This window comes from Geomicrobium sp. JCM 19038 (assembly GCF_000698125.1).
GTDB lineage: Bacteria > Bacillota > Bacilli > Bacillales > Marinococcaceae > Geomicrobium_A.
This window is the reverse complement of sequence record NZ_BAXA01000009.1, coordinates 82,080-100,650: the sequence shown is the minus strand read 5'-3', so window position 1 is coordinate 100,650 and position 18,571 is coordinate 82,080. Positions and strand designations below refer to the sequence as shown.

The 18,571-nt window shown below is 43.9% G+C and carries 15 protein-coding genes, 2 pseudogenes and 1 riboswitch; of the genes and pseudogenes, 1 reads left to right on the top strand and 16 read right to left on the bottom strand.

Going from position 1 to position 18,571, the window contains the following annotated elements:
• Positions 1–12: 12 nt before the first annotated feature.
• Together betB and JCM19038_RS12535 are read right to left on the bottom strand one after the other, a co-directional pair.
• Positions 13–1,485: a betaine-aldehyde dehydrogenase gene (gene betB / locus JCM19038_RS12540; protein WP_152549431.1), complete on the bottom strand. Its 1,473-nt coding sequence runs from the start codon at positions 1,483–1,485 to the stop codon at positions 13–15.
• A gap of 187 nt (positions 1,486–1,672) precedes the next feature.
• Positions 1,673–2,242, bottom strand: a complete 570-nt coding sequence (locus JCM19038_RS12535; protein ID WP_042418481.1) for a GbsR/MarR family transcriptional regulator — start codon at positions 2,240–2,242, stop codon at positions 1,673–1,675.
• 188 nt (positions 2,243–2,430) lie between these two features.
• Here JCM19038_RS12535 and JCM19038_RS12530 point away from each other — a divergent pair, with 188 nt between their 5' ends.
• On the top strand, positions 2,431–3,336 hold the full coding sequence (locus tag JCM19038_RS12530) for a glycine betaine ABC transporter substrate-binding protein (protein ID WP_042418476.1): 906 nt from the start codon (positions 2,431–2,433) through the stop codon (positions 3,334–3,336).
• Positions 3,337–3,370: 34 nt separating this feature from the next.
• On the opposite strand, the gene JCM19038_RS12525 is transcribed toward JCM19038_RS12530, so the two are convergent.
• From JCM19038_RS12525 to purE, 14 genes and pseudogenes are all read right to left on the bottom strand, one after another.
• Positions 3,371–3,733 carry a thiol-disulfide oxidoreductase DCC family protein gene (locus tag JCM19038_RS12525; protein ID WP_042418473.1) on the bottom strand — a complete coding sequence of 121 codons (363 nt, stop codon included), beginning with the start codon at positions 3,731–3,733 and terminating at the stop codon, positions 3,371–3,373.
• Positions 3,734–3,783: 50 nt separating this feature from the next.
• Positions 3,784–5,208 carry an aldehyde dehydrogenase family protein gene (locus JCM19038_RS12520; RefSeq protein ID WP_042418471.1) on the bottom strand — a complete coding sequence of 475 codons (1,425 nt, stop codon included), beginning with the start codon at positions 5,206–5,208 and terminating at the stop codon, positions 3,784–3,786.
• Between the two features lie 385 nt (positions 5,209–5,593).
• Positions 5,594–6,832, bottom strand: a complete 1,239-nt coding sequence (purD, locus tag JCM19038_RS12515; protein WP_042418467.1) for a phosphoribosylamine--glycine ligase — start codon at positions 6,830–6,832, stop codon at positions 5,594–5,596.
• Entirely contained in the window at positions 6,810–8,378 is a 1,569-nt protein-coding gene (gene purH, locus JCM19038_RS12510) for a bifunctional phosphoribosylaminoimidazolecarboxamide formyltransferase/IMP cyclohydrolase (RefSeq protein WP_042418465.1), read from the bottom strand. The genes purD and purH overlap by 23 nt, the downstream gene beginning before the upstream one ends.
• Complete coding sequence (gene purN, locus JCM19038_RS12505; RefSeq protein ID WP_042418462.1) at positions 8,375–8,953, bottom strand: phosphoribosylglycinamide formyltransferase; 579 nt, start codon at positions 8,951–8,953, stop codon at positions 8,375–8,377. Before purN ends, purH begins: the two co-directional genes overlap by 4 nt.
• Positions 8,950–9,975 (bottom strand): phosphoribosylformylglycinamidine cyclo-ligase, encoded by a 1,026-nt coding sequence (gene purM, locus JCM19038_RS12500; RefSeq protein WP_042418459.1) that lies wholly within the window; start codon positions 9,973–9,975, stop codon positions 8,950–8,952. Before purM ends, purN begins: the two co-directional genes overlap by 4 nt.
• Before the next feature lie 11 nt (positions 9,976–9,986).
• Entirely contained in the window at positions 9,987–11,405 is a 1,419-nt protein-coding gene (gene purF / locus JCM19038_RS12495) for an amidophosphoribosyltransferase (RefSeq protein WP_042418456.1), read from the bottom strand.
• Positions 11,381–13,605: pseudogene (gene purL, locus JCM19038_RS12490) on the bottom strand (phosphoribosylformylglycinamidine synthase subunit PurL). Before purL ends, purF begins: the two are co-directional and overlap by 25 nt.
• Positions 13,589–14,275 (bottom strand): phosphoribosylformylglycinamidine synthase subunit PurQ, encoded by a 687-nt coding sequence (gene purQ, locus JCM19038_RS12485; protein ID WP_042418453.1) that lies wholly within the window; start codon positions 14,273–14,275, stop codon positions 13,589–13,591. Before purQ ends, purL begins: the two are co-directional and overlap by 17 nt.
• Positions 14,272–14,523, bottom strand: coding sequence for a phosphoribosylformylglycinamidine synthase subunit PurS (gene purS / locus JCM19038_RS12480; protein WP_042418450.1), 252 nt, complete (start codon positions 14,521–14,523; stop codon positions 14,272–14,274). The genes purQ and purS overlap by 4 nt, the downstream gene beginning before the upstream one ends.
• Positions 14,516–15,226, bottom strand: coding sequence for a phosphoribosylaminoimidazolesuccinocarboxamide synthase (gene purC / locus JCM19038_RS12475; protein ID WP_042418447.1), 711 nt, complete (start codon positions 15,224–15,226; stop codon positions 14,516–14,518). Before purC ends, purS begins: the two co-directional genes overlap by 8 nt.
• A gap of 27 nt (positions 15,227–15,253) precedes the next feature.
• On the bottom strand, positions 15,254–16,546 hold the full coding sequence (gene purB / locus JCM19038_RS12470) for an adenylosuccinate lyase (RefSeq protein WP_042418444.1): 1,293 nt from the start codon (positions 16,544–16,546) through the stop codon (positions 15,254–15,256).
• Positions 16,543–17,680 (bottom strand): annotated as a pseudogene (purK, locus tag JCM19038_RS12465) (5-(carboxyamino)imidazole ribonucleotide synthase). The gene purB and the pseudogene purK overlap by 4 nt, the downstream one beginning before the upstream one ends.
• On the bottom strand, positions 17,677–18,165 hold the full coding sequence (gene purE / locus JCM19038_RS12460; protein ID WP_042358972.1) for a 5-(carboxyamino)imidazole ribonucleotide mutase: 489 nt from the start codon (positions 18,163–18,165) through the stop codon (positions 17,677–17,679). Before purE ends, purK begins: the two are co-directional and overlap by 4 nt.
• A gap of 101 nt (positions 18,166–18,266) precedes the next feature.
• A riboswitch (purine riboswitch) is annotated at positions 18,267–18,368 on the bottom strand.
• Between the last annotated feature and the right edge of the window lie 203 nt (positions 18,369–18,571).

The following is an 18,571-nucleotide window of genomic DNA, read 5'->3' as shown; positions in this document are numbered from 1 at the left end:
ATCTCTCCTTTATTATGACTGGAACCAGTTAACGGCTGCCGGTTTTTTATTTCTAAAAATGTGTTTGACTTCGGTATATTCCTCGAGTCCAATCTTTCCTAATTCACGACCAAACCCTGATTGCTTGTAACCACCCCAAGGGGCTTGTGCAAAGTATGGGTGGAAATCGTTAATCCAGACCGTACCCATTCGAAGGCGCTCGGCTACTTCTTCACCACGATCGATGTCGTTTGTAAAGACTGCACCAGCAAGACCGTAAATTGTATCATTTGCTTTTTCAATGGCTTCTTCAGTCGTTGTAAATGTCTCGACTGTAATGACAGGACCGAAGATTTCTTCTTGGACGATTCTCATTTCAGACGTACAATTTGTGAAAATAGTCGGCTCAAAGAAGAATCCATTCTGAAGTGCTTCACCTTCTGGACGCTTTCCACCCAGAGCGAGCGTTGCATCTTCGTTCACACCTACTTCAATGTAGCCTTCCACTTTTTCACGGTGTTCTTTTGAGATTAATGGACCTGACTCTGTTGACTCATCAAATCCATTTCCAAGCGTAATGTGACTCGCACGCTTAATTAACTCTTCAACAAATTGATCGTGCAATGATTCTTCTATTAATAAGCGTGATCCTGCTGAACACACTTGACCTCCGTGGAAAAAGGCTGCGTTCAACGCTTGATCCACTGCTGTGTCAAAGTCTGCATCTGCAAACACGATGTTCGGGTTCTTACCACCGAGCTCTAACGCGATTTTCTTTACGTTATCACTTGCTGATTTCATAATCGTTTTTCCTGTTTCAATTCCTCCTGTAAAGGACACTAGGTCAACGTCATGACTTTCTGATAGTGGCGCTCCTACTTCTTGACCTGTTCCAAGAACGAGGTTGGCAACACCTTTTGGTACCCCTGCTTCTTCAAACAGTTCAAAGACACGAACCGTTGTTAGCGGAGTAATTTCACTTGGTTTCATAACGAGTGTATTCCCTGCTGCTAACGCTGGAGCAAGCTTCCACGCTGCTTGGAGCAATGGATAATTCCATGGTGTAATTTGACCACATACACCAATAGGTTCGCGTACAACCTTGCTCGTCGAATCAGGAATTGGACTTTCAATGACTTCGCCGCCATCTTTGTCGGCCAGTCCACTAAAGAATTCAAAGACATTCGCAATGTCTTCCATATCTCCCTTACTCTCTTCAAGCGTCTTTCCTGTATCAAGTGTCTCTAGCCGTGCTAGTTCCAACGCATTCTCTCTAATTAGACGACCGATGTGACCGACAATCTTGCCACGATCACTCGCTGGTGTCGTACTCCAACTTCCTTTATCAAATGCTACTCGTGCAGCACGAATTGCTTTCTCTGTATCTTCACGTGTTCCTTCTGTAGCCGTTGCAATCACTTCTTGATTAAACGGATTAATAATGTCCCTCGTTGCGCCATGCACCGATTCGGTCCATTCGCCATTAATGTACATTTTTAATTCCAAGGAACTCACTCTCCTTCAATTCATTTAATATATATTAAACGTTCTATGTATAATAATTTACCACCGTTCAAAATAACTGTCAAAGGAAATGATTATAATTTATAAGATTGGCAGTCTGAGGGCATTCCTAGCCGTAAGCACAATATAAAAAGAACGAGTCCCTCTATAGGTACTCGCTCTTTATGCGTTACGATTCAGATGCTTGTCTTTTGTTATGACGCTCAAGAAGCTTTTGAGCCAAGTCGCCTTCTTCAAATTCTTCAACGAGAATATCAAGAAAACGATAATATTGCATTGAGTCGTTGATCTTATTAAAGTGACGTTCTGCTTCTTCACGAACATCTTCTGGTGTGTCTGGGTCTTCCATTAATGCTTGATAACGTGGCTGTGCCTGCTTAACAGCATACAAGTTCACGTTCTTTTCCCTTTCCCAACGACGGGTAAAGAAAGAGATAAAGAACTGGAAAAAATCTTGCTCTGCTTGATACAGGTCTTTACGTTCGCCTTTTCGATAGACTCTATGAATAATCTTTTCTTCAAGAAGTTTTCTTACACCTAGGCTCATGCTACCTTTACTCATGCCAAGTTCGTCTCTTAATTGATCGAGTGTCATCGGTTCATCACTTAGATACAGCGTTGCATAAAGTTGGCCTACAGAGCGATTCACTCCGTATATATCCATTGTATCGGCAATACCGTTTTTAATAAGAGCATGAATTTGTTCTAGTTCTTCTTGAGCTGCTGAATGATCAGACATCGCTAGCACCCCTTTTGTTTAAAACATATAAAACATTTTCAAAACTAGTATAGCTTTGAGTTTTCTTCTTTGCAAGTTTACGTTTTGTGACAAATACCTTATTGTTTGACTTCACCAATATTTATGATAACCTATAAACAACATTTAAATAATATTAAACAAACGAAATTCTTTGAAGGAGAGAGTTTATGAAGTATTGGAAGCATTCTTTATTAGGGATCAGCGCAGTCATGCTCGCAGCTTGCGGGAATGGAGATGAAGAGGCCGCAAATGATGATGCCGGCGCAACCGAAGAAGGGGAAACAACCGAATCGGCTACAGAAGGTGGCGAGCTTGAACTCGTATACGTAACGTGGGATTCTGAAGTTGCATCAAATAACGTAATGAAACTCGTCCTAGAAGAAGCGGGTTACGACACGACCATTACGACGGTCGAGCAAGGAGTCATGTGGGCAAGTGTTGCTTCTGGTGACGCAGACGCTCACGTTGCAGGTTGGTTACCAGATGATATGAAATACGACTATGAACAATTTGGCGATGATGTCGTTGATCTTGGACCGAATCTTGAAAACGCTCAAACGGGTCTTGCAGTACCAACGTACATGGACATCGATTCAATTGAAGAACTTGATGGTTCTGTCGTAAGTCAAATTACTGGTATCGATGCAGGTGCTGGGGTCGTATCAACAACTGAAGAAGCTCTAGAAGAATACGGCATTGATGATGTAACCGTACAGACAAGCTTCGACGCTGCAATGACTCAAGAACTAGCAACACATATTGCAAATGAAGAACCGATTGTTGTCACTGCTTGGCAACCACACTGGAAATTTAATACGCACGATTTAAAGTTTCTTGAAGATCCAAAAGGAATCTTCCAAGAAGACGGTGAAATTCGTACAATCGTACGCGAAGGCTTAGAAGAAGACGACCCAGTCGCTTTCCAAATTCTTGATAACTTCTATTGGACAACAGATGATATGAACGAAGTCATGCTCTACATCTCTGAAGAGGGTATGGGAGAAGAAGAAGCTGCTCAAAAATGGATCGACGACAATCGTGAAACGGTTGACGAATGGCTAGACGTTCAATAATTAGGTGTCCCTTTCGGGGCACTTTTTATTATGCTTATTTGTAAGGCAGTGTTTTGAACCAACGATGGCGCCTGTTTGAAACAAATCGGTAAACCGGTTGCCCTATGAGACGCGTACCAGGTACATATAAAACGATTCCAATTGGCCTTGTAACCGGTATTGTAATCAAAAGCTTTCGAATGGCATTATACCCGATATACACAGTCTTCGCATTACTTAACAAGTAAATTTCTTTTTCCATATCCTTAAATTGCGCTGCCAGCCTTTTCGTCTTATTACTAACTTCTTGAACAGGGTACCAATCGACGTTTTGATTGCAATCCAACTTCTTCATCATTCGTTTTAGCCCTTGGCATAGTGTACACGTAGCATCATAGAAAACGACGTGTCGCTCCACTTTTTCACCTCGCTTAGAAACAACCGAAGGGATGACCTTCGGTTGTTCATTTACACTCCCATAATTGCTTTTTCTTCTAGATACTCTTCAATACCAAAGTCTCCCCACTCACGACCAATTCCAGATTGCTTGAAACCGCCAAATGGCGCTAGATGATCCGTTATGGCATCATTTACTGTAATTTGTCCGGCACGGATGTTGCTTGCAACATATTTCAATGACTTCTCGTCTTCTCCAATTACATAACCTGCTAAGCCATACGGAGTATCGTTAGCAATTTGAAGACCCTCTTCAATGTCTTCATACGTAATAATCGCCGTTACAGGGCCAAAGATTTCTTCACGGGCAATAACCATATCATTTGATACATCTGAGAAGATCGTCGGTTTCACATAATAGCCTTTTTCAAGGCCTTCAGGCTTTCCTTCCCCACCTTCTACGAGGCGAGCACCTTCTTCTTGACCTTTCTTGATATAAGACTGAACCGTATCATATTGTTTCTTAGAAATAAGAGGTCCAGTAAAGTTGGCTGTATCTTGTGGATCACCCATCTTAAACTTATCTAACGCTTTGACTAACGCCGTTTCAAAGTCTGATTGCATTTCTTTTGGAACGAGAACTCGCGTTCCAGCCGAACAAACTTGTCCACTATTGAGCATCATGTGTTGAGCGGCGGACTTTGCTGCTTTTTGAAGGTCGGCATCTTTCAAAACGAAGAGTGGAGATTTTCCGCCGAGTTCAAGTGCGACATTCTTAATCGTTTGTGATGCATTTTCCATTACTTTCGTTCCTACTGATCCAGAACCGGTAAACGACACGAAATCGATGTCAGGGTGAGAACTAATGCCATCACCGATCGTATCACCTGTTCCATTTACGAGGTTAAAGACACCTTTTGGTGCTCCTGCCTTTTCAATAATTTCTGCAAGCATAATCGCTGCATACGGAGTTTCTTCTGATGGCTTTAAAACAATCGTACTTCCCGCTGCAATTGCCCCAGCAATCTTCGTTGACGTCTGGTTCGTCGGGAAATTCCAAGGTGTAATCAATCCGCTAACACCGACTGATTCCTTAACGACCGTATGACCTCCACGCTCTTCTTCAAACGAATAGTCTTCTAATGCTTTTGCGACCGTTCGAAAATGAGCGAGTCCCATTTCATAATGAACGTTTTCAGAGATTGTCCGTGGCGCACCAAGTTCTAGTGTCATCACATCAATAAACTCATCTTTGCGCTTCTCATATTCATCTGCGATTCGATTTAATAAATCAATACGTTCTTTTTTAATCGTTCTAGAAAATGCGGGTAAAGCATCGCGCGCTGCTTGCACAGCTTTATCTAAATCTTCGCTAGTACTCGCTGAAATTGTACCGATTACTTCTTCAGTCGCAGGGTTAATTACGTTAATTGTTTCATCATTTGTTGAGTCAATCCATTCACCGTTAATAAACAACTTGTTTTCGTGTTTAAACATGATTGCTTCACTCCCTTTGATTGTACAAAGGGTGTTCCCGCTAATTATAAATTTAAACCTATCGAACGAGCTTCGATTTACGATGTAAACAGTTGAACTACCGTGGTGACAAGGTAGAATTTATTATGAGCGATAAATGATTTTCATGATTTCTTGCTTTTAGAAGTCTATGGACCATAACTTAGCATTTTTGTGTTAGAACGTGTTTACAGCGGTGCTAGAGATACCCACCTTGGTGCTAGAAGCGACCGCTCTGGTGCTAGAGACACCTACCTTGTCGCGTAGCCACAACAGCCGCTTAGTTATTGGTAAGTACTTCACTCTAATATTTCTAAAGAAAACCTACGAAGAAACCACCCTCAAAAGGGTGGTTTCTTCACGATCATTATAGCGCTCGGTATGCAATATCGGTTCGGTAATGATAGCCTGATGTATCTAACGAATCTACATTTTCGTAGGCGTTTGCTTGTGCTTCTTTCAATGATGAACCTTTGCCCATGGCAATATACACACGACCTCCACTACTCGTAAGCCCCTTGGAACCTCTTTCAACTCCTGCGTAGAACACCTCTCCGCTCGTTCGCTTTGGCACAGGTAGTCCTTTCATATAGCTACTCGGATAACCGTCTGCTGCAAGTACAACACCAACAACGGCTTCTTCTAACCAATGGACCGCTGGTTCTTCGTCGTTTAATACCGCTTGAATGACATCAACAAGGTCGCTTTCCATGCGTGACAGAACAACTTGTGCTTCTGGATCTCCAAATCGAGCGTTGAACTCGATTGTTTTCGGACCTTCTGCGGTCATCATTAGTCCTGCATATAAAACGCCAGTAAATGGTGTCCCTTCTTTAATCATCGCTTGTGCGGTTGGCTTTACGATCGTCTCAATCGCTTTAGAAATGTCACTACGATCAATGTGTGGTACCGGAGAATAAGCTCCCATCCCACCTGTGTTAGGGCCTTGATCAGCATCAAACGCTCGCTTATGGTCTTGAGACTCTGCAAGTGGAACGACAGTGTCACCATTAACAAGTGCTAAGATCGACAGTTCCTCACCTTCAAGATACTCTTCTAACACGACTTTAGCGCCAGTGCCAAATGCATCATCAAGTAAAATGTCGCGAAGAGCTAACTCCGCTTCGTCTAGAGTCACGGCAACCGTTACACCTTTACCCGCAGCAAGACCGTCTGCCTTTACGACGATTGGTGCGCCTTGTGTTTTTGTATAGTGAAGTGCTTCTTCAAAGTCAGTAAACACTTCATAGTTCGCAGTTGGGATGTTGTACTGTTTCATCAAATCTTTGGCAAACGCTTTGCTACCCTCGATTAGTGCTGCTTTTTTACTTGGTCCGAACACGGCTAATCCAGCTTCCGTGAACGCATCAACAACCCCTGCAGCAAGCGGTGCTTCCGGCCCGATTACGGTAAGTTCTACGTTGAGTTCTTTTGCGTTTTGGATTAGCTCATCGTGATTTGCAATATCCACGTCTAAACACGTTGCAACGTCTTCCATACCAGGATTTCCTGGTGCAACGTAGACCGTTTCTACGCGCTTACTTTGTGCAAGTTTCCAAGCAAGGACATGCTCGCGACCACCGTTACCTACAACTAAAACGTTCATCATCATTCCTCCTAGCGTGTCTAAAGTGGCGCATACCAGTGAAAACCATTGCAATACCTGCTTCATTAGCAGCTTGAATCGACTCTTCATCACGGATGGAACCGCCAGGTTGAATGATAACTTTTATACCTGCTTCAGCTGCTTTTTCAACCGTATCTTTCATCGGGAAAAATGCGTCTGATGCGAGTGCACTGCCTTTTGCTAATTCTCCTGCTTGCTTAACAGCGATATCACAAGCGCCAACACGGTTCATTTGTCCTGCGCCAACGCCAACAGTACGGTTTCCGTTCACGAGTACAATGGCGTTTGATTTCACATGTTTTACAACGCTCCAAGAGAGTTTCAAGCTTTTCCACTCATCTTCAGTTGGCTTACGTTCTGTTACAACTTCTACCGTTGCCTCATTTAAGCCAGAACGGTCTTCGTCTTGAACGAGTAAGCCGCCTTGAACTGATGTGATCGTTTGAACGTCGTTTTTCTTCGTCGTATTGTTCACTTTTAAGAGACGGATGTTCTTTTTCTTCTTTAAAATTGCGAGAGCATCTTCGCTATAGTCTGGAGCAATAATCACTTCTAAGAATATGTCTGCCAACTTTGTAGCGGTCGCTTTATCGATCGTTTCATTTACAGCGACAATTCCTCCGAAAATCGATACAGGATCTGCTTCATACGCTTCATTAAATGCGCCTTCAAGCGTGTCAGCGATCCCTACACCACAAGGGTTTGTATGCTTGACAGCAACTGCTGCAACTGTATCTTTGAACTCGGATACGAGTGCAAGCGCTGCATCTGCGTCATTAATATTGTTATACGAAAGTTCTTTCCCATGAAGTTGTTCGGCATTTGCAAGAGATGGACTAGCTGGAAGTGCCGTCTCATAGAACGCTGCTTCTTGATGAGGGTTTTCCCCGTAGCGAAGCGTTTGTTTACGTTCATATGTAAGCGTTAAGCTTTCCGGGTATTTCTCATTACTTTCTTTCGTTAAGTATTCAGCAATCAACGCATCATAGCTTGCGGTATGACGGAACACTTTCGCTGCGAGACGACGTCTCGTCGTGCCGCTCACTTCTCCTTTTGAAAGCTCTTCAAGAACAACGTCGTAATCAGTTGGGTCTGTTACAACCGTAACACTTTCATGGTTTTTGGCTGATGCGCGTAACATCGCAGGACCACCAATATCAATGTTTTCAATTGCATCTTCAAATGTTGTACCATTCTTTTTTATTGTTTCTTTAAATGGATACAAATTAACGACAACGAGGTGAATTGGAGAGATTCCTTGTTCTTCAAGAGCTTTCATATGGTTCTGATCACTTTGTTTTGCAAGAAGTCCACCGTGAATGGCTGGGTGCAATGTCTTCACACGACCTTCAAGAATTTCAGGGAAATCTGTGACGTTTGAAATGCCAATTACGTCGATTCCAGCATCTTGCAACGCCTTCTTTGTACCTCCTGTTGAGATAATCTCAAACCCGAGTTCAATCAGTTGCTTAGCAAATGAAGCGACTCCTGTTTTATCACTTACTGAAATGATTGCGCGTTTCATTGGTATGCTTCTCCTTCCTTAAAAACCCTTTGTAGCGTTTTTGGATACAGTTGATGTTCAAGTTGCTGAATGCGCGTTGTGAGTTGTTCCTTCGTTTCTCCTCGTTCAATGGAAAGTGATTGTTGAGCAATAATTGGTCCTGTGTCCATTCCACGATCAACATAATGAATGGTTACTCCACTTTTCGTTGCTCCGTCATCAATCGCTTGACCGATTGCATCAAGTCCAGGATAACTTGGTAGCAATGATGGATGAATATTGACCATTCTTCCTTCATAATGACGAAGTAGCACATCGCCAATCAACCTCATATACCCTGCAAGTACAACCCATTCCACACGATGTTCTTTTAGAAGCTTAAGTAAAGCTTCTTCATACTCTTCCTTGGATTCATACTCTTTTGGAGAAAATTGATACGCCGTAACGTTGTATTGCTCTGCTTTAAAAAGAACACCGGCACCTTTACGATCACTAAAAACAAATTGTGGTACACCTTCTAAGTCACCGCTTTGTACCGCTTGAAGAATGCGTGCTGCATTGCTTCCAGAACCCGATGCAAATATGGCGAACCTCACGACGTCACTCCCTTAACCGTAAGACCGTTGTTGGTTGTTACTTTTCCAATTGTCACGGATCCGTCGATGCGCTCAATCACTGTTGCTTCATCTACAGGTCGCACTGCAAGCACAAAACCGATGCCCATATTAAACGTTCCATACATATCACGATCTGACAACTGTCCAAGTTGTTGCAAGAACGCAAAGATTGGAAGTCGATGCCACGTTGATGGATCTACCGTTGCACCAAGGCCATCCGGCAACATACGTGGAATGTTCTCATACAAACCTCCACCAGTGATGTGAGCCATTCCTTTTACAGCATCGGTTTCCTTTAAGAGTGGCAAAACATCTTTGACATAAATACGAGTAGGTGTGAGTAGTTCTTCAATGAGCGAACGCTTAAATGGTTCGTAGACCGAATCGTAATTAAGTTCACCGTCATTCACGAGTTTTCGTACGAGAGAAAAGCCGTTACTATGAACGCCCGAAGACGGGATGGCAATTAGAAGATCTCCTTCTTGAACATTCTCATTCGTAACGATTCTCGCCTTTTCAACAGCACCTACAGCAAACCCAGCAAGATCATATTCATCTTCTGCATACATCCCTGGCATTTCTGCGGTTTCCCCACCGATAAGTGCACTTCCTGCTTCTACACAGCCGTCACTAATTCCTTTTACAATTTGTTCAATGCGGTCAGGATCTGCTTTGCCAGTTGCAATGTAATCTAGGAAATACAACGGTTCCGCACCTTGAGCTAAAATATCGTTTACACACATGGCAACCGCATCAATTCCAATTGTATCGTGACGATCTGCTTGGAACGCAAGCATAAGTTTCGTTCCGACACCATCTGTACCTGAAACGAGAACAGGTTCGTTCATCTCTAATTGTGAGAGGTCGAACATGCCACCAAAACCGCCAAACGTTCCCATAATTCCTTGTCGCTCTGTACGTGTAATATGCTTTTTCATCCGTTTCACAGATTCATAACCGGCCTCTACATCGACACCGGCTTGCTTGTATGCTTCGCTCAACGCAATTCCCCCTAATCCATGCCTACGGTGACAAGTTCTTTTTTCGTGTTGAAAATTGCAGTTGGATATTGATCGGTAAAACAAGCTAAACATTGACCACAGTTTGGTTGTGACTCGTCTCGGCCTATGCCAGACTTTAATCCTTCTACGGATAAGAAGCTTAATGAGTCTGCTCCCATCATTTCACGCATTTCTTCAATGCTTAAGTTCGCCGCAACAAGTTCACCACGACTAGACGTATCAATACCGTAAAAACAAGGACGAATAATTGGTGGAGCGCTAATACGTACATGTACTTCCTTAGCTCCTGCCTCTTTTAAAAGGCGAACAATTCGTTTACTCGTCGTACCGCGAACGATTGAATCATCGACCATCACGACCCGTTTTCCTTCAACGACACCGCGCACGGCAGATAACTTCATTTTCACACCTTGCTCTCGAAGCTCTTGAGACGGTTGAATAAACGTACGACCAACATAACGGTTTTTAATTAAGCCGAGCTCATACGGAATCCCAGTTTTTTCAGCGTAACCAATTGCCGCTGAAATCGAAGAATCAGGAACACCTGTAACAACGTCTGCTTCAATTGGCGCTTCTACTGCCAATTGCTTTCCGAGTTGCTTTCTTGCTGTGTGGACGTTGATTTCGTCTAAGTTCGAATCCGGACGAGCAAAGTATACGTACTCCATGCTACATAGCGCTCGGTCTTCCGCTTCAGTGAAACGTGATGAGTGCATGCCACTTTCATCGAAAATAATCATTTCACCCGGAGCGACTTCTCGTTCATATGTCGCACCGATAATATCAAACGCACACGTTTCAGAAGCAACGACGTACGCGTCCCCGAGGCGACCGAGTGAAAGCGGGCGCAAGCCGTGTGGATCTTGAGCAACAATAAGCTCTGTTTCAGTCATTACCGCAAATGCATAGGCACCAATAAGTTGCGGTAGTGCTGCGTGCAACTGCTTACGAAGTTTCGTAGAGCTCTGGCGTTTAAGAAGGTGCGCCAACACTTCAGTATCCGTTGTTGTCTGAAAGATACTGCCTTTACGCTCAAGGTCACCTTTTAGTATTTGATAGTTTACGAGGTTACCATTATGAGCGATGGCCATGCCACCGTCTTCGGAACGAAAGTGGAGCGGCTGAACGTTTTCAATTCCGCCTCCACCTGCTGTTGCATACCGAACGTGACCGATCGCATGGTTGCCTTTTAACCCTTCAATGTCTCCAGGTCCAAACGCCTCTGTGAGTAATCCGACTCCTTTATGTGCATACAGTTGTTCTTTATCACTCGTCACGATGCCCGCGCCTTCTTGACCACGATGTTGCAGACTGTGAAGACCATAGTAAGCCAGTTGAGCGGCTTCATTGTGTCCCCAAATCGCGAACAATCCACACTCTTCATTTAAGCCTTTGATTTCAGCAAACATGGGATGGCTCCCTTCCAAATGCGAGTTAGTTCTTCTGTCGACTCGTTTACAAATGGCTGCCCGTTTTCATCTTCAATCGTGACGTGTTGGTCAGCTGTAACCGTACCAACAGCGACAGCTTCTGGGATCAACGCTTCAAATTGCTTAGCGTCTGTTGCTTTTACTGTAAACACATAGCGAGAAGGTGCTTCTGAGAACAGCGTTTTTGCGTCTTTTGACAGTGTCACTTTCAAACCGAGTTCTGTTCCCATTACTTTCTCTGCAAGTGCAACAGCCAATCCACCTTCTGCTAAATCGTGAGCAGATTGAACGACGCCTGCTTGAATCGCAATTAACACTTGTTCTTGACGCTTGCCTTCAAGCGCTAGATCAATCTTCGGTACAATGCCAGACAAGTCGTCGTCTTGCAAAAGCTGAAGTTCACTTCCACCAAAGTGTTCAGAACCTTCACCAAGAACATACACCACGTCACCCGCAGCTTTGGCTTGTTGCGTCGTAATGTGGTCTGTGTCTTCAACTAGACCGACCATTCCGATAATTGGCGTTGGGTAAATGGCTTCCCCAGATGTTTCGTTGTACAACGAACGTTTCCACTAATGACTGGGGTAGAAAGGGTGCGACAAGCCTCACTCATGCCTTTTGTCGATTCTTTCATTTGCCAGTAAATGTTCGGTTGCTCTGGACTACCGTAATTTAAGCAATCAGTCAGTGCGAGTGGCTTTGCACCTGAACAGACGATGTTTCTTGCCGCTTCCGCTACAGCAAGTTTCCCACCATTTTCAGGGTCTAGCTTAATGTAACGACTGTTGCCGTCCATTGTCATGGCAAGTGCTTTTTTCGTCCCACGAATGCGTAGAACGGCAGCGTCCGAACCTGGAACAACAACGGTATTCGTTTGGACCATATGATCGTATTGATCGTATACCCATTCTTTGGATGCAATTGTAGGCCGCCTTAACAATTCACGAAGCGTCTCGTTATAGTCCGTAACCGTATCTGGTTGCCACTGCTTCGCTTGATTCTCTTTAAAAGACTGTGGTTCCGTTGAAGTTACTTCATAGACTGGAGCATCGTCAGTGAGTGCTGTGACTGGAACATCCGCAACAACTTCACCGTCAAAATAAAGCGTTAAGTTACGGTCATCCGTTACTTCACCGATTGAAGCATAGTCTAGGTCCCACTTTTCACAAATTGCTTCGATTTCTGACTCGTGTCCCTTCTTGACGACAAGGAGCATACGCTCTTGGGATTCAGACAACATCATTTCGTATGGTGTCATGTTCTTCTCTCGTTGTGGTACGTGATTTAAGTTCATGTTAATACCAGATCCGGCTTTACTCGCCATCTCTGCTGATGAACTCGTCAGACCTGCTGCACCCATATCTTGAATTCCAACAAGAGAGTCTAATTGAACGAGCTCCAAGCAAGCTTCTAAGACACGCTTTTCTGTGAATGGATCTCCAACTTGAACAGACGGTCGTTTCGCTTGTGATTCTTCATTAAGTTCTTCTGACGCGAAGGTAGCACCGTGAATACCGTCACGTCCCGTGCTTGCACCGACGTACATGACCGTGTTCCCAACACCTGCGGCTACTCCTTTTTGTAAATTCTTGTGGTCAATGAGTCCAACGCACATCGCATTCACGAGAGGGTTCCCGTCATAAGAGCGGTCAAATTGAACTTCACCACCGACAGTAGGTACGCCTACACAATTGCCGTAACCCGCAATCCCAGCGACAACTTCTTCAAACAAATAACGTACACGAGGTGTGTCTAGTGGACCGAAACGGAGCGAGTTAAGTAGCGCAATGGGACGCGCGCCCATTGAAAACACGTCACGCAAAATTCCACCTACACCAGTAGCTGCCCCCTGATATGGCTCTACTGCTGACGGGTGGTTATGACTTTCAACTTTGAAGACGACTGCTTGCTCATCCCCAATGTCAACGACACCTGCGCCTTCTCCCGGGCCTTGTAATACGTGAGGACCGTCGACAGGAAATTGACGAAGTAATGGTTTGGAATGTTTGTAGCTACAATGTTCTGACCAGAGTACGCTGAACATGCCAATCTCTGTATAGTTTGGCTCACGTCCAATTAACTCGATAATTCTTTCGTACTCATGATCTTTAACGCCCATCTCTTGATAGATTTTCTCTTGGTTAATCTTTGCTGGTGATGGTTCAATTTGTAACAACATTCGATTCCCTCCAATTGCGATAAACACTCGTAAACAAATTCCGTCCATCTTCACTGCCAAGCCAAGCTTCCATCGCTCGCTCAGGATGAGGCATCATGCCGAGAACGTTACCTGCTTCGTTCTGAACGCCTGCTATTTGACCTTTTGAGCCATTCACATCATCCACGTATGTGAATACAATCTGTCCCTTTTGTTGCAACTGATTGTACGTCTTCTCATCACATTCAAAGTTTCCTTCACCATGGGCAACAGGAATGCGAAGCACGTCACCTTCGTTATAACTTGACGTGAAACGCGTCTTATTGTTCTCGACTTTCAGATCAACCGTTCGGCAAATGAACTTCAGATCTTTGTTTCGCTTCATCGCCCCAGGAAGTAAGCCCGCTTCTTGAAGAATCTGAAAACCGTTGCACACACCTACAATCGTCTTCCCCTTTGCCGCTTCCTCACTTACGCTTTTCATAACAGGTGCAAATCGTGCAATCGCTCCTGTACGAAGGTAATCACCGTAAGAAAAGCCACCAGGGATAAAAATCGCGTCATATGCGGCTACACTTTTTGCAGTATGTGGCACGAATTCAACCACTTCTGCTTCCGTAAAATCCTTTACTGCATGAAACATGTCAGTGTCGCAGTTCGAACCCGGAAAAACGATGACTGCGGCTCTCATACCGTCGCCTCCCGCTCCACTTTGTAGCTATAGTTCTCAATGACTGGATTGGCTAAAAGTTGTTCACACATCGCTGTAATTCGTGCATCTAATCCTTCTCCATCTTCTACTTTAAGTTGAATCCATTTCCCTACGCTAACTTCTTCTACACCTTCGTATCCAAGTGCTGTTAACGAATGTTCGACTGCTTTTCCTTGAGGATCCAATACGCCTTCTTTAAGTGTGATGTATACGTGCACGTTAACCATGAACAACGCCTCCAATGCGCTCTAATATTGTCTCATACCCTGCTGTAAGTGAACCGAGTTCAAAGCGGTACAAATCTTTATCTAATTTTTGCAAAGTGTCTCGATCCCAAAAGCGACACGTGTCTGGAGAGACTTCATCTGCAAGAATTAATTCACAATCTTTTGTCATCCCAAACTCCAACTTAAAATCTACGAGCAACAAATTCGCAGATTCACAGATTGAAAGGAGCGCTTCATTCGTTAAGAGAGCTAAACGCTTCATTTCTTCCAATTGTTCGACAGTTGCAGCTTCAAGGAGGGCGATGTGCTCCTCAGTGACAAGTGGGTCACCAAGAGCATCATCTTTGTAGTAAAACTCAACAATGGATCGTTGTAATCCGATCCCCTCTTCCCAGCCGAGACGCTTGGCGAGGCTTCCTGCTGCAATATTTCTGACCACTACTTCTAACGGGATAATTGTCGTCGGTGTCACAAGTTGCTCTGTTTCACTAAGACGTTTAATGAAATGAGTTGGAATCCCAGCCTCTTCGAGCAATGGGAAGAAGAGTGCTGATATTTCGTTGTTCAGCCTTCCTTTCCCTTCAACGATATCGTGTTTTACCCCATTGAATGCCGTTGCATCATTTTTATATTGCAAACGGAGTTCATTTTCATTCTCCGTTGTGAATAATTGTTTCGCTTTACCTTCATATAGAAGTGTCATACCGTTTCCCTCCAGACTTATCTTGTATTAAAGACCGACACGTTCAAACAGTACATCAACATTTTTCATATGATGCTTTTCATCAAAGCATCCATCCAAATCGGCTTGTGTTAACACTTCGGTAATCTTCGGTTCCGCTTCTACGAGCGTTCTGAATGGCACTTTCGTTTCCCAAGCTTCCATCGCTTTTGGTTGCACAAGGTCGTACGCTTCTTCACGAGCCATTCCCTTGTCAATCAAGGTTAAAAGTACGCGCTGAGAATAAATGAGACCGAACGTTTTCTCCATGTTCTCTTTCATGTTCTCAGGATATACCGTTAGTTCATCTACGATTTTCGTAAAGCGATTTAACATGTAATTTAAAAGAACCGTGCTGTCTGGCAAGATAATTCTCTCTGCTGAAGAGTGGGAAATGTCGCGCTCATGCCACAGTGGCATGTTTTCAAATGCTGTCGTCACATGTCCTCTAATTACACGTGCTAAGCCGGTCATATTCTCTGATCCAACCGGATTACGCTTATGAGGCATTGCTGAAGATCCTTTTTGACCTTTTGCGAAAAACTCTTCAACTTCACGAGTTTCTGTTTTTTGGAGGTTGCGGATTTCTACTGCCATCTTCTCAATGCTCGTCGCAATGAGCGCAAGAGTTGAAACGTAGTGCGCATGACGATCGCGTTGTAACGTTTGTGTTGAAATTGGTGCAACGTCTAAGCCTAGGCGCTCACATACGTGTGCTTCAATTTCTGGTGGAATATTCGCGAATGTCCCTACAGCTCCAGACATTTTTCCAACTCGAACACTTTCTGATGCTTGATCAAAACGCTCTAAGTTACGCTTCATTTCTGCGTACCAAAGTGCAAGCTTCAAACCGAAGGTCGTCGGCTCTGCATGTACACCATGTGTTCGTCCCATCATGAGCGTATAGCGGTGTTCGTTGGCTTTCCGTCCTAACACGTCAATAAATCGTTCAAGGTCACGACGAAGAATATCATTTGCTTGTTTTAATAAGTACGACAACGCTGTGTCGACAACGTCCGTTGATGTTAGACCGTAGTGCACCCATTTGCGCTCTTCACCAAGAGTTTCTGACACCGCACGTGTAAAGGCAACAACATCATGGCGTGTACTTGCCTCAATTTCATGAATGCGATTCACATCAAACGATGCATGCGCGCGAATCTTCTCAACATCTTCTTTTGGAATGTCACCAAGTTCTGCCCATGCTTCACATGCTGCGATTTCAACTTCTAACCACGCTTGAAAACGATTTTGCTCTGTCCAAATGCTTCCCATTTCTTCTCTTGTATAACGTTCAATCATCTTGCTGCCTCCATTGCATGCGTTCGTATGTTTAATTGTTTGGATGTATCTATTGCTTCTTCAATTGTTTTTCCAACACTATTCACGTGACCCATTTTCCGTCCAATTCTCACTTCACTCTTTCCATATAAATGGAGAAATGCGTTCGTGAACTGTGGAATGCTTCAAGTGTTTTCTCAACATGTTCACCGAGGATATTATCCATAATTACTGGATGATAAAGTTTCGGTTCAACGAGTGGCCAATCACAAATCGCCCGTACATGCTGCCCAAATTGAGAGACGTTGCAACTGTTCATCGTATAATGCCCTGAGTTATGGGGTCTCGGTGCAAGTTCATTTACATAGATTTCACCAGCTGATGTGTAGAACATCTCGACCGCGAGCGTACCGATTAAGTCAATGCTCTTTGCAAACGTTTCAGCCATTTGAATGGCATGCGCCTCTGCCTCTGCACTAATTTGCGCTGGCACGATTGTACGTTTTAATATGTTGGCTTCATGGACGTTCTCTGCGACTGGGAACGTTTGAAGCTCGCCTTTGGCATTTCTTGTCACAATCACACTAATTTCTTTTTCAAAGGAAACAAAGCCTTCGAGAACAAGCTCAACGCCTTCGCGATTAAGCTCGTGAAATGCCTTTGCACTTTCTTCCTTTGACTGAATGACATATTGTCCTTTTCCGTCATAGCCACCACGACAGGTTTTTAACACAGCGGGTGTCCCGAGAAGATCAATTGCAGCACGTAACTCTTCAATAGAAGAAACAGCTCGGTAAGGAGCGACGGTTAAGCCAGCTTTTTCTAACGCTTCTTTTTCTCGTAAGCGGTGTTGCGTCGTTTTTAGCAACGCTGTACCTTGAGGTAGTTTACCTGCTTCTTGGAGGATCGTAGCTGTTGTCGCATCGACATTCTCAAATTCAAACGTAACGACATCGCTTTGATCCGCTAACTTCTGAACAGCTTCTGGATCGTGATAAGCACCGATAACTTCAACGTCTGCGACTTGAGCTGTTGGCGAGTTGGCTGATGGTTCTAACACAGCAACTTTAAAGCCCATCGCTTTTGCTTCAAGTGCCATCATTCGACCGAGTTGTCCGCCACCTAAAATCCGATTGTTTGGCCAGGAATAATCATACGTCCGCCTCCTGATGTGAAAGCACCTCGTTTTTCTTCGCTTCTCTTCTTGCATCTAGTTTGTGTGCAAGCTCTTCACTAAATACACTCAGCATTTGCGCAGCCAAAAGTCCTGCGTTTTCTGCTCCTGCAGTTCCAATTGCGACCGTTGCAACTGGTACGCCTTTTGGCATTTGTACGATCGATAATAGTGAGTCCCATCCACTTAACGCTTTAGATTGTACAGGCACTCCAATGACAGGTAATGTTGTTTTTGCAGCGACCATCCCTGGTAAATGAGCCGCTCCTCCTGCTCCAGCAATAATCACTTTAAGGCCACGTTCTCTTGCTGTTGCTGCATAGTCAAACATATAGTCTGGCGTTCGGTGAGCCGAAACAATTCGCTTCTCATATGGGATTTGTAATTCTTCCAACACTTGAATAGCATGAATCATTGTCGGTTCATCTGAGGTACTTCCCATTATTACGCCAACTTCAACAGTCATTCTGTACGCTCCTATCTATAGGCATATCAAAGAGCCCGCTGTCATGTTCATCCGAGCACCGGGAGAAGACGTGTTGAACTTATGTCACATCCATAAGCACAACAAAAAAATCGTCTCCTCATAGTCCAGCTGTTTACGGTAGCTAGGTAGAAACTTTCGAGCCATATTCTCGAATTTATATGAGGTATCTTTTGAAGGATCAATGAAATGCCTTTCTCTTCTTCTATCGTAGTATGTGTAAGATTAATTGTCAATGTAAAGTCGAATATTTATATCTTTTAATAATAAAACGTTCGGATATTGACTATGTATGGATTTGTTCTTGCACGCTATTTTCCATTTATCATAGCGATTACTTAATCATCACCATGAAATCATAACTATCCCTGTATTCAGAAACCTCATT